General features: G+C 26.9%; 13 protein-coding genes. 5 read left to right on the forward strand and 8 right to left on the reverse strand.

Going from position 1 to position 12,884, the window contains the following annotated elements; translation table 11 throughout:
• Nucleotides 1-686 precede the first annotated feature (686 nt).
• From MSCUN_RS04145 to MSCUN_RS04160, 4 genes are all read left to right on the forward strand, one after another.
• Nucleotides 687-977: a 50S ribosomal protein L21e gene (locus MSCUN_RS04145; protein WP_095607949.1), complete on the forward strand. Its 291-nt coding sequence runs from the start codon at nucleotides 687-689 to the stop codon at nucleotides 975-977.
• A gap of 2 nt (nucleotides 978-979) precedes the next feature.
• The gene (locus MSCUN_RS04150) at nucleotides 980-1,342 is read left to right on the forward strand and encodes an RNA polymerase Rpb4 family protein (RefSeq protein WP_245837614.1); all 363 of its coding nucleotides are present in this window, start codon (nucleotides 980-982) and stop codon (nucleotides 1,340-1,342) included.
• A 310-nt stretch (nucleotides 1,343-1,652) separates the two neighbouring features.
• Nucleotides 1,653-2,474, forward strand: a complete 822-nt coding sequence (rsmA, locus tag MSCUN_RS04155; RefSeq protein ID WP_095607950.1) for a 16S rRNA (adenine(1518)-N(6)/adenine(1519)-N(6))-dimethyltransferase RsmA — start codon at nucleotides 1,653-1,655, stop codon at nucleotides 2,472-2,474.
• Nucleotides 2,471-3,064, forward strand: a complete 594-nt coding sequence (locus MSCUN_RS04160) for a HemK2/MTQ2 family protein methyltransferase (protein ID WP_095607951.1) — start codon at nucleotides 2,471-2,473, stop codon at nucleotides 3,062-3,064. The genes rsmA and MSCUN_RS04160 overlap by 4 nt, the downstream gene beginning before the upstream one ends.
• Before the next feature lie 153 nt (nucleotides 3,065-3,217).
• Here MSCUN_RS04160 and MSCUN_RS04165 read toward each other — a convergent pair whose 3' ends face one another.
• From MSCUN_RS04165 to MSCUN_RS04195, 7 genes are all read right to left on the reverse strand, one after another.
• A complete protein-coding gene (locus tag MSCUN_RS04165; protein ID WP_245837615.1) occupies nucleotides 3,218-4,492 on the reverse strand; it encodes an Nramp family divalent metal transporter in 1,275 nt (424 codons plus the stop codon).
• Nucleotides 4,493-4,515: 23 nt separating this feature from the next.
• The gene (locus tag MSCUN_RS04170) at nucleotides 4,516-5,742 is read right to left on the reverse strand and encodes a magnesium transporter MgtE N-terminal domain-containing protein (protein ID WP_095607952.1); all 1,227 of its coding nucleotides are present in this window, start codon (nucleotides 5,740-5,742) and stop codon (nucleotides 4,516-4,518) included.
• Between the two features lie 178 nt (nucleotides 5,743-5,920).
• Nucleotides 5,921-6,361, reverse strand: a complete 441-nt coding sequence (locus MSCUN_RS04175; RefSeq protein ID WP_095607953.1) for an Lrp/AsnC family transcriptional regulator — start codon at nucleotides 6,359-6,361, stop codon at nucleotides 5,921-5,923.
• Between the two features lie 494 nt (nucleotides 6,362-6,855).
• A complete protein-coding gene (locus tag MSCUN_RS04180) occupies nucleotides 6,856-7,824 on the reverse strand; it encodes a glycosyltransferase family 2 protein (protein WP_095607954.1) in 969 nt (322 codons plus the stop codon).
• Nucleotides 7,814-9,085: a glycosyltransferase family 4 protein gene (locus MSCUN_RS04185; protein ID WP_095607955.1), complete on the reverse strand. Its 1,272-nt coding sequence runs from the start codon at nucleotides 9,083-9,085 to the stop codon at nucleotides 7,814-7,816. The genes MSCUN_RS04180 and MSCUN_RS04185 overlap by 11 nt, the downstream gene beginning before the upstream one ends.
• A 144-nt stretch (nucleotides 9,086-9,229) precedes the next feature.
• Nucleotides 9,230-10,189: a glycosyltransferase family 2 protein gene (locus MSCUN_RS04190; protein ID WP_170104041.1), complete on the reverse strand. Its 960-nt coding sequence runs from the start codon at nucleotides 10,187-10,189 to the stop codon at nucleotides 9,230-9,232.
• A 176-nt stretch (nucleotides 10,190-10,365) separates the two neighbouring features.
• Nucleotides 10,366-10,647: a hypothetical protein gene (locus MSCUN_RS04195; RefSeq protein WP_095607957.1), complete on the reverse strand. Its 282-nt coding sequence runs from the start codon at nucleotides 10,645-10,647 to the stop codon at nucleotides 10,366-10,368.
• 253 nt (nucleotides 10,648-10,900) lie between these two features.
• Between MSCUN_RS04195 and MSCUN_RS04200 the strand changes: the two genes are divergently transcribed.
• Complete coding sequence (locus MSCUN_RS04200) at nucleotides 10,901-12,001, forward strand: glycosyltransferase family 4 protein (RefSeq protein WP_095607958.1); 1,101 nt, start codon at nucleotides 10,901-10,903, stop codon at nucleotides 11,999-12,001.
• A gap of 168 nt (nucleotides 12,002-12,169) precedes the next feature.
• On the opposite strand, the gene cobI is transcribed toward MSCUN_RS04200, so the two are convergent.
• Nucleotides 12,170-12,865 carry a precorrin-2 C(20)-methyltransferase gene (gene cobI, locus MSCUN_RS04205; protein ID WP_095607959.1) on the reverse strand — a complete coding sequence of 232 codons (696 nt, stop codon included), beginning with the start codon at nucleotides 12,863-12,865 and terminating at the stop codon, nucleotides 12,170-12,172.
• Nucleotides 12,866-12,884: the final 19 nt, after the last annotated feature.

Genomic DNA, 12,884 nt, shown 5'->3' on the forward strand with positions numbered 1-12,884 from the left:
AAAAAAATAATTCTTATCTTAACATAAAATAAAAATTAACGTTATACTTATAAACAATAAAGATAATAAATATTATACAATATTAAAACATAGACTAGTAAATTGATTAGAAAAATTTATTCTAGTTAATTACAAAGTTTCTTTTTATGAAATAATTTTTCAGCAATCGTGCTATATTCAATAAAAAGACTATTAAACATGAGGAAAAACTTAATAGAAAACTAACTAAAAGCTATGTTTAATTACAAAAAATAATACAAAATTTCTTTCTTATTTGATAAAAAAAAGACTACTCATAAAAAAAAAGATAAACTCTTTAATTTATACCATTATAGAGAAGATATGAGATAATTTTTTTTATTTTAAGCTATAAAACTTTAGAATTATTTAGTATTCTTAACTATTTTAGAAAAATAGAACATTTGATAAAAAAATTTTGTTTTATAATATAAAAAAAAATAATTAGCAAATAAAAATTAAAAAAAAACCTAAAAAACAAACCTAAAAAATCAGAAAAAAAGAAACTGTAAAAAAAAAATAAGAGTATAATTTTAGATGAAAACCCATGAAAAAACCTATAAAAACCTACAAAATGGGGAAAAAGATAAATTTAATCTTTAAAAATTTACAGTGCTAAGAAAATTTCTAATTAAAAATAAAAAAAACATTATAGTTGAGATGATAAGATGAGAAAATCAAAAGGATTAAGAAGCCGATCAAGATACAAACTTAAAAAAAGTATAAGACCAAGTCGTGCAAATCCAATATCAAGAAAAATACAAGTATTTGAAGATGGAAACAAAGTACACATAATAATTGATTCAAGTATCCAAAAAGGACAACCACACCCAAGATTCCACGGTAAAACCGGAAAAATCGTTGGACAAAAAGGAAAAGCATACCTTGTAGGTATCAAAGATGGAAACAAACCAAAAGAATTAATTATAAGACCAGAACATCTTAAATTACAAGAGTGATTATGATGATTGGAAAAAAAGTCATTGATACAGAACCAATAACAATATCTGAAGCACGTGAAATTCTAATGCAAAAAGTAGAAGAAAAAGTGGATGAAAACAACGAAATCGATGGCCACCAATTTACATATGAACAAAATCTTACAATTGACTACGTCAATAAATTCGCACTGCTAGATGCTGAAGATGCAAAAGAACTAAGAGGTAAACTCGAAGAATTCATCACTCCACGTCAAGCTGTGAAAGTTGTAGATATACTTCCTGAAGATCTTGATGATCTAAGACTTATATTTACAAAAGAAAGAGGAAACATTGAAACAGATGTACTAGAAAAAATCTTAGATCTTGTAGATCAATACAGATAAGATTAAAATTTTTACATCTTTCTTACTACTTCTTTTTTTTTATAAAAAACTACTTTTACCAATTTAACTTTAACTATTTACTTATTTTAAATACAATTACTTTTAATTTAAATAACATTAACATAATTAACTAATAATTTAACAAATCATATCTATTAAAATTCTCTTTTTAACTAGAAACTTTGAAGTTTTTTTAAACTTTTATCCACATAGCTTGTAATAATATGATATAATTATATTTAAAATATTTAAAAAAAACGTTATAATATAAAAAAAACTATAGACTAAAAAAGAGAGAATGAATAATATTATGCCAAATAATACAAAAGAAATACTAGAAAAATATAACATCCGCCTTGATAAAAACAAAAGCCAAAACTACCTAGTAGATAATAATAAACTTGAAAATATTCTCAAAAATGCTGATATACAACCTGATGAAACAATACTTGAAATAGGAGCAGGAATTGGAACACTCACAATACCAATGGCAAAAAAAGCAAAAAAAGTCATAGCAATAGAAAAAGATCCATTAATAGCAGATGTACTAAAACAACGTCTGATACGAGAAAAAATAGATAATGTAGAACTAATCAAAGGCGATGCACTAAAAATAGACTATCCACCATTTGATAAAGTAGTATCAAATCTACCATACCAGATATCATCACCAGTCACATTTAAATTACTTGAATATCCATTTAAAAAAGCAGTACTTATGTATCAACTAGAATTTGCAAAAAGAATGCAAGCAAAACCTGATACACATGAATATTCCAGGTTAACTGTAGGATTATACTTTAGATGTAATGCAGAAATTATTGATACACTCCCACCACAATCATTCATACCACAACCAAAAGTTAACAGTGCAGTAATTAAACTAACACCAAAAGAAAACATAGATCTACCACCATTATTTGATAATGTAATACGAGCACTATTCCAACATAGAAACAAAAAAGCACGTAAAGCTCTAATACAATCTGCACATGAACTAAAAACAGATAAAAAACAGCTAAAAAAACAGCTAAATATGATAGATGATCCACTACTAGATGAGAAAGTATTTAAACTTACACCTGAGGAAATACTTAAAATTACACAATTAATAGGAGAAATAATACAATGAAATATGACACAATAGAATATAATGAATGTAGTGAGGTATATCCACCAGCTGAAGATACATTCTTACTAATTGATAATCTTAAAATAAAGCCTGATAATAAAGTACTTGAAATTGGTACAGGAACTGGAATTGTAAGTATAAAAGCAGCACAAAATGGGGCAAAAGAGGTAGTATCTGTAGATATTAATTCACATGCAATAGAATGTGCAAAAGAAAATATGAAATTAAATAATATTACAAACATGAAAGTAATTGAAAGTAACTTATTTGAAAACATAGATGATAAATATGATGTAATACTATTTAACACACCATATTTGCCTGTTGAAGAAGATGAACATGATCCTGATGATGATTATGCAAAAGCATGGGATGGAGGAATAGATGGACGAAAGACAATAGATCTATTCTTAAAACAAGCAGGAGAATATCTTAAAGTTGGTGGTGTTATACAACTTGTACAATCATCACTCAGTAATAATGAAAAAACATTAGATTATCTTAATAATAATGGATATGAAGCAGAAATAGGTGCAATTGAACATCAATTCTTTGAAGATATTACATTAATAAATGCTTATAAAAAATAGTAGAAAAAAATGTTTTTAAAATTAGATTATTTTTTTTATTCTTTTGGTGGATAATTAAAGGTATATAAAAAAAAGGAAAGATGAAGATTATTACTTTCTAATTTTCCTTTTATTGTTAAACTTCTAATACTCTATTTTTTTTTAATTTCCTATCTATATTGATAGATTTGGGAATATTGATGTTATAATTAGGATTATTACGAGTATTGTAATTACTATTGTTATTGTCCATGCTATAACATTATACCATTTTTTATTTACATAATCTCCCATGATTCTTTTATCGTTAATTATCATAAGCATTAATACTAGTATTATTGGTAGTATTAGTCCATTTATTACTTGTGAAAATAGTAATATTGTTGATAGTGGTATGTTTGGTATTAGTATTACTATAGCACAGATGAATATTAATCCTGCATATAGTCCATGAAATACTGGTGCTTCTTTGAAACTTTTTGATATTCCTGTTTCAAATCCTAGACTTTCACATACATAGTATGCGGTTGATAGTGGTAGTATGATTGCACTAAAAAGTGATGCATTAAGAAATCCTATAGCAAATAGTATTCCTGCATATTTTCCTGCTACTGGTACTAGTGCATTTGCTATGTCTTGTACATTTGTTACTGGTACTCCAGTGTTAAATATTGTTGCAGCACATGCTAGTAGTATAAATAGTGCTACAATTCCTGTTATAATAGGTCCTAGTATTGATTCAGCTTGTGAGTATTTAAGTTCATCACGACTTACTCCTTTTTCTACTACTGATGATTGGAGATAAAATTGCATCCATGGTGCTATGGTTGTACCAATAAGTCCTACTACCATTACAATGTATGGTGTATTGTATTCAACGTGTGGTATTATTGATGCTTCTACTTGACTCCAGTCTGGATTTGCCATGATTCCTGCTATTATATAGGATATGTAAATTAATGATAATACTATGAATATTTTTTCTACATTTTTATAGTTTCCTTTTATTACAAGTAGCCATATGATTATTGCAACTAGTGGTACTGTTATTAGTGATGGTATTCCAAATATCTGGGATGATACTACAATTCCTGAAAATTCAGCAAGAGTAGTTCCAAAGTTTGCTATGAGTAAACATATCATGATGAACATTGTTAGTTTTACACCAACCTTTTCACGTATCAGGCTTGCTAGTCCTTTTCCCGATATTATTCCCATTCGTACTCCCATCTCCTGAGCTATGATGAGTGAAAAGATCATTGGTATAAATGTCCATATAAGATTATATCCATATTCAGCTCCTGCTAGGCTGTATGTAAATATTCCAGCTGAGTCATTATCAACTAGTGCTGTTATTAGTCCAGGTCCTAGTACTGTTAGAAACATTAGAACTGATGCAACTTTTGGATGAGTTGCAAATCTTGTTTTTATTCTATCTTTTATTGTCAATGTAATGCTAACCCCCCACTAATTTACCTGAACATTTTTGGTATGCGTTTTTTCCATGCTGTTGGTAGAATTATATCTATTGCATCATCTACTGTTACAATTCCTTTCATTTCATTATTATCATCAACTACTGGTATTGCAATAAGGTTGTATTTTGCAATTTGTCGTGCTACATCATCTTCTTGATCTTCTACATTTACTGATATTATATCTTTTATCATGAATTCTTCAACCTTAGTATCATCATCTTCAAGTAGTAGTTCTCGTATTGTTATAACACCTTCAAGTTTTAAGTCAGATGATACTACATACATATAGTATATGGTTTCAAGGTCATGTGCTGCTTTTCTTAGATATTTTATTACATCTGCTGTTGTCATATCCTTGGTTATTGATGCATATTCTGTTGTCATTATTCCTCCAGCACTGTTTTCATGATACTGGAGTAGTTCTCTTAGTTCATATGATTCTTCAGGATCCATGAGTTTAAGTATTTCTTCTTTCTTCTCAGGTGACAAGAATGCAAGAAGGTCTGCTGCATCATCAGGTGACATTTCATCAATAAGATCTGCTGCTTGTTTTTTCTCCATTTCTGTTAGTATAGTTCTTTGTTTTTCAGGTGAGATTTCTTCGAATGCATCTGCTGCAGCCTCTTCATCAAGTGAATTAAGTATACTTATTGAATCTGATAATCCTAGGTTATCTACTATTTCTGCTATATCTGCTGGGTGTAATCTGGTTAGTTTTTCTTTTGGTACACTTAGTTTTAAATTTGCAAAGTCAAGTGAATCTATGTCTTTCCATGAGATTATATTGTTTTCTGGGTGTAGTTTTTTTGATATTTTCTCAAGTCCCATACGTCTAAATAGTCCATTTATTCCTATATCTACACCTATTATGAAGTAGTTCCCGTTTTTATATGTGATTTCTACATCATTTACTCGTCTTATTTTACTTCCTTCCATGTCAACTACTTGATGATCTAGTATGTCACGTGAAAGTTTGATTATTGAATCTTGTTTTGGGTATTGTCTTATGTCTTCGAGCGTTTCAGATAGTAATATTTCTTCACTTGTTATCTGATCTATGTATTTTGAGGGTATGAAATAATATTCTCCATTTGATTTTATTTTTATTGCCTCAATTTTAGGATAAGTTCCGCTTGATGATATTAGTACATCTTTTACTTTTCCTAGATTCTCATTATGCTTATCATAAACTGCTTTATTTAGTAGTTCTGTAAGATACATTGGGATATCACCCCTTAATTTTTATATAAAAAAAAGTATTAATAGCCAAAAAATTTTAATCCACTATAATAAGTTTTTTGTGGAAAAAAAGTGGTGGTGTCTTATTTTATAAAAAAAAGATAATTTTATTCCTATTATGTTTTAATTTTTAGAGAATATTCATTTCATATTTATTTTTTTATATTGTGAGTTGTTCTTCTTTTAAAACATCCATTACTATTAATTCTCGTAATTCTTCTATTCCATCTATTGTTCTTATCTCTGAGTTAATTATGTCATTTAACTCATCTAGTGTATGAGCCCATAGTTTTATTAAAATATCATATTCTCCAGATACGGTGTATACATCTGTAACTTCCTTAAGTTTTGGTAGTTCTTTTTCAACATTTTCATGTTTTTCTGTTTCAGTTTGAATAATGATAATTGCTGATACATTAATTCCAACCTTTTCAGGATCTAGAATTGTTGTGTATTTTTCAATAACACCATTTTTTTCAAGTTTTTTTATTCTATTTGATATAGTTGAATCTGGAATGTTTGTTTTTTGTGATATTTTAGATATGGGCATTCTCGAATTTTCAACTAGAGCTGAGAGTATTTTTTCATCTGTTTCATCCATAATATCAATTTACATCCATTAATTTTCTATTTATAGTAATATATATGATACTATAATTTATTTAAATTAATGGGTAAATTCACCAAAAAATAAGAAAATATGGGGAAATTCACAACTTAAAATGGAAAAGTTGTTAAAAACACGAAAAAACTTCTTTTTTTTAAAATAATACCAAAAAAAAGTAAGTAATATGTAATAACTTATTAACTTATAAGTTTATCATTAAATAAATAATAATTGTTATAGTTAATAACTTAAAAAGTATAAATTAAAAGTTATAACTTATAATAAACTAACTTATAAATATAAAAAACACCACTAATCAGTAAATAAAGCATGAAATAACCATTTTATAAAATATTATATTATAAAAACTTATTAAATTATAACTTAAATGTTAAAACTTATAACTTAAAACTAAAAAGATATAATTATAAAAAAGAGATAATTATTAAAAAAAATCTAATAAAAAAAAAGAGAAAAAAATAAAATATTTACAATTTATTTTTCAAAGCATTAAGATATTGTTTTAGTATCTGATATGCATAACGTGGAAAATTCATATAATAATTTGATTTATGTTTTTTAATAAAAGCCAAATTTGTCTTAATATGATTCATCTCAGTATGAAAAGTAGTATGCTTATGACGTGACATTCCAACTTTATGCCATATTATAGAATTCATAACAGTTACAATTTTATATCCCTTATTTTTTAGTCTAACAGCTAAATCAACATCTTCACATCCAAAAAAGAAGTTTGTATCAAGAAATCCTACCTTTCGTATTGCACTTGTCTTAATAAGTACTCCTGCTCCTGATACCCAATCACATTCTACCATATTACCACTTATATCATATTGTGGCTCATCCATTATACTATGATGTCCAGGATAATGATCAAGATCTACAACACTTCCAATACACCATATTGTATCATGTGAATCTTCATAATCATAGTAATAGAATTTTGGACCTACTAATGCTATTTTATCATCATCTAATGCTACATCTACCATATTAGTAAGAAAATCAGGATCAACAATTGTATCATTATTTAACAATAACACATAGTCTGGATTATCATACTTTAGCGTATAATCAATTGCTATATTATTTCCACGTGCAAAACCATAATTTTCATCATTTTCAATTAAAAGAAGACATTTATTATCACCTGTGGTTGTATATTCAACATGATGATCTAGTTGTGACTCTTTAAGTTTTTCAAGCTTCATAGGCTTAGTTTCAGCATGATATTTAGTATACTTAGTTTCTACCTTAATTTTTCCATTAGCATAGTCTTCTATTTTTTGTATGGATTCATCTTCTGATGCATTATCTACTACTATTACATTGTAATTTGGATAGTTTATCTGATATAATGATTCTAAAGCTTCAAGCGTATCATCATATCCATTCCAGTTAAGTAGTATTATTGATACTAGTGGTTTACTTGACATTTACTTCCTCTTTTTTATTTTTATCTTCTTGTTTTTTTAAAATACGTTGAATGTGATTTTCAAGTCTTTCACCTGCTTGATTAAGTGTCCAGAAAGAATTAATATATGCAATTCCATTAGCAGAACAACGATTCCATAATTCTGTGTCTTCTGTAAGTGTTATTATTGCATCTGCAAAGTTTTGCTCATCACGTTGAGTTAAAAGACCTGTTTTATTATGTCGTACGGTTTCACGTACTCCTCCTTCTTTTACACCTACTACTGGTGTTCCACATGCCATAGCTTCAAGTGGAACATATCCAAATGGTTCAAGATATGGTGCATATACTACAACTTTTGCCATATTATATAATCTGATTAAATCTTCATCTGATACCATTGTTAGTATGTCAAGTTTTACATCTTTTCTATCAGCTAAGTTTTTAAGATATGATACCCATCCTTCATCACTACTATTTCCAACTATTACAAGTTCTGGTCGTTTTTCTTTTGGTATGTGTGCTATTGATTTTATTAGAAAATCATATCCTTTTGGTGGAATACATGTTCCAACTGATAATACAAAGTTTTCACGTTTAAGATTCATTGGCTTAAACTTATTTGTATCTACTCCAATGTATGATACATATGCATTTTTTGCATATTGTCTTAGTATATTTTCATGACTAAAGTATGAATTTGCAAGAAGGTTTGTTGCATATTGTGCAAACTCATAGTCTTGTTGATATGCATGTGTTTCAACATATTCAACATAATATTGAGCAAATGGCTTAATGAGTGGATTGTTAAATATTCCAGTTTTAGGTTTTTGATCATTTACACGGTTTAGTATTTCATCACGTCTTACAGGTTGCTGACAGTAGTAAATAGTTGGTTTAGTTAAATATTTTAAGATGATTGGTGTCATTGTATATTGATCTTGTTCACAGTATACAATATCATAATCTCCCTGGTTTATATCTTCTGCTATCTTTTTTTCTGCCTTAAAAACATTTTTTACTGATACTTTCTTAAATATTGCTGGTACATAACTAAATATTGAATATATTTTTTCACGAAAAAAACTTGGTTTTACCTCATATTCTATCATATTTGTTGCAATATCTTTTAGTGGTAGATAATCTTCATTCGCTGTTGAAGGTATGAATACATCAACAATATGTCCTTTTTTTGTTAAATAATCAATATATGTGTATAATGATCTTTTAGCTCCTCCTGATGGAAGATTATGAAAAACTGCTATTTTTAATTGTTTAGTCAAAAGCCAATCACTCTCCTTTATTTATTTTTTAACTTTTTTGTCTCCTTTTATTAGATAGTAGATGTTTTTATTGAATTTTAAAAAAATTCTTTTTTTTTACTTGAATATAATAATTTTTATGTTTTTCTTAGTATTTTTTCATTTTTATATTATGGTTTTATTATTTAGTAGTGCATCTTTTAATCCTAACTTTAAAGTCTTTGCATAATCTTTATCATCTTCATTTTTTGCTGTAGTTGATGTTTTAAGTACAAAAAGAATCATATATACCAGGAATTTATAGTATTTTATGGAATTTGTATATTTTCTCATATACCATATGCGATTTCTTGTATGATAATATATTCGTTTATATGATTTAATTGATGCACCTTCTTTATGATAAATACTTGTATCTGTTGTTATAACAAGTTTATATCCATGATTTCTAGCATTTGTAGACCAATCTACATCCTCCCAGTACATGAAGTAATCCTCAGGTAGACTACCTATTTGTTTTAGTACTTCTATTGGCATAAATATACATGATCCTGTTATAAAATCAAATTCATCTTTATCTTCCATACATGCTATTGCTTCTGCATGTTTTATGTCAATAAATCCTCCACCAATAGTTTGAAGTTTATCTGGGTTATCATAGTAGTAGTGTGGAACTCCAATAAATCCTATTTTTTCATCTGTATGTAGTTTATCTAAGAGTGCATCTATGAGATTTGGTTTTATGATTGTATCATTATTTAAAAGAAGTACATAATCTGTAACTTCAGGATTATCTATCAGGTAATTTAATGCAACATTATTTCCACCAGCAAAACCAGCATTTTCATGATTTAATATGAAGATAAGATTTACATCATCTGGTTTTTGATACATGTTAAGATCATCAGATGTTATAATATCAGAATTATAACTACTTTCATTTAAGTATTTTTCAATATATTTAAGTGAAGATTCTCTAGAATCATTATCAACCAGATAAATAACATAATCCTGATAGTCTAGTTTTCTAAGAGATTTAAGACATTCAACAGTATCTTTCTCTCCATTCCAGTTAAGTAGTATTATTGAAACTATTTGTTTTTCATGTTGCATTTTTAAATTCATACCCTTTATTTTTTTTGTTAAAAAAATTTTTCTAATTAAATTATATGGTTTAATATTTGTTAGAAGTTTTTTATAATAATACATAAAAAGAGATTAGTTTAAATTATAAGTTTAATTTAATGGATTGAAAAAAAGTTTATTTTATTAAAAAAAAATAAGAAAAAGATTAAGTGGTTTTATTTTTCATCTGATATTTGTGGTTTATCATCTTTTAATTGTGTTTTTATTGATGTTTTAGTAGTTTTTGTAGAATTATCTGTGGTATTATCATTATCTGTGTTTATATCTACTGTTTTCATATCTTCTTCATTGAAGTTTATTGAGTTTATAATTTCTGTTTTTATATTTTGAAATGTTTCTGATGTTACTATTTCTTTTATTGCATATCCTACTGTTACTCCACTTATGAAGATTTCTGCTGCTTTTATTGTGTCATGTATTTTTTTAGGTTTAAACATTGTATTTCACCCCTTTTTTTTAAGTTTGTACTTATTTGATTTAGTTTTTATAATATTCTATTTTTCTATAAGAAGTTTTTTTTATAATTATTATTTTTTAGAACATTTATATAATTAGTTATAATTTGGATATTTTAAAAGAATATTTTTTTTAGTTAAAAAGATTTAGAAAATAGTAAATTATTAAGATTACTAAATTAGAAATAATTTATTTAGATAATATAAAAAAAAAATTTATTAGGAGCTTTTGAAATTGGAAACTTTTAACTGTATTTTTCCAGGATTATATAATTATATTCTTGCAAAGGATGTTGGAATGATACCATATGCACTATCAGATGTTTATGATACATCTATTACAACTTATGATAATGATTCATATACTTATCTTAAAAGTGTACTTGATGGAAAAGTTAAACTTAATTTTCTTAAAAAAAATAATGAAGATGAACAAGCTGATGTGTTAGATTATATTAAAAGTAATGCAAAAGATATTGATATTATACAATTTTATCATCTAAGATATAATTTACTTCCATCATACATACGATGTTATCGTAAATATAATAAAGATGGAAAGATTTATCTTAAACTTGATGCTAATAATCATATAATTGATTTTCTTGTTAAAAGACGTGGAATAAAAGCAGCACTAAGACGTTATCTTACAAAGAAAATGTTTAAAGAAATAGATTTAATTAGTATTGAAACCAAAAGAAACTATCACGTATTAGAAAGTAGTGGACTTATTGATCCTGAAAAACTAATCTATTTACCAGATGGCATAAAAAAGACAGATATCAACTTTAAAAACCGTGAAAATATCATACTTTATGTAGGTAAAATAGAACGTAAAAACAAATCAGTGGACATGCTACTAAAAGCAGCTTCAGATGCAGATATGCGAGACTGGAAAATCATGCTAATAGGAGAAATAGAAGATGACATGAAAATATTCATAAAAGAATACTTCAAAGAAAATCCAAACATGATAGATAAAGTAATACTAAAAGGATACATAACAGATAAAGAAGAACTATCACAATACTATGCAAAAGCCAAGATATACTGCTGTTGTTCAAAAATCGAAAGCTTTGGAATAGCACTACTAGAAGCTGCATATCATGGAAACTATATTATATCAACAGATGTAGGAGCATCCTATGATATCATACATCTAACTAAGTATGGAATGATAATCAACCACAACACACAAAATCTAAAAAACACTCTAGAACATGTGATAAAAAACTGGAATCATATACAACAAGATCCACGAAAAATATCAAACACAATCTATAAACACTACGGATGGCCAAACTTAGCTAAAAAATTAGAAGAAAAACTAAAATAAAAAAAAAAGTTTCAGATTTTATATTAATTTAAAATGTATAAGTAAAAAAAAAGAAGTTTTATAAAAAATGGATTAAAAAAAAATAGTTTAATGTTTCTTTTTATCAAAAAATAATAAGAAAAAAAGAGAAGTTATGTTTTTCTCCTATTTTTTATTTTCCATTTTCCTTTATTTTCTGAATTTAATAATACTTGTTGAGAAGTACTTTTTATTATCAACAAATCCATGAACAATATTTTCATCATCCATTGTACAGTTTTGTACAGATACAATATCTTTTTGACGTGGATCTTGATTTATACAATCTTCAAGCACATCTAAATGTCTTGATGTTTTCATTGCAACTACTGTATCAACATATGGTAGTATTTTTGTTAATTTTTCAGATACTTGTGGTACAACTACCATAATATCATCTTGTTCTGTTAATTGTACTCCTGCTCTTGCTGCACATGCAGTAAATGATGTAATTCCAGGTACAAGTTCTACTTCTACTCCCTTATTTTGTAATCGTGATGAGATGTATGAAAATGTACTAAATACTGTTGGATCACCTAGTGTTACAAATACTGCACTTTTTCCTTGTTCTAATTTTTCATATAATACATCTGTTGCTTCATCCCATGAACGTTGAAGTTCTTCTTTATCTTCTGTCATTGGAAATAGTGGTTGATATATTTCACATGGAATATCTCGTTTATCAACATAATCTTGTACTATATTTAGTGCTACACTTGGCTTTCCACTTTTTGATTGTGGTGCAAATATAATATCTGTTTCATCAATTAGTCTTGCTGCTTTTACTGTTAAAAGTTCAGGATCTCCTGGTCCTACACCGATCCCATATAATTTTCCTATTGGCATTGTAATCTTTTTCCTAATC

Origin of the sequence: Methanosphaera cuniculi, from assembly GCF_003149675.1 — an archaeon.
GTDB lineage: Archaea > Methanobacteriota > Methanobacteria > Methanobacteriales > Methanobacteriaceae > Methanosphaera > Methanosphaera cuniculi.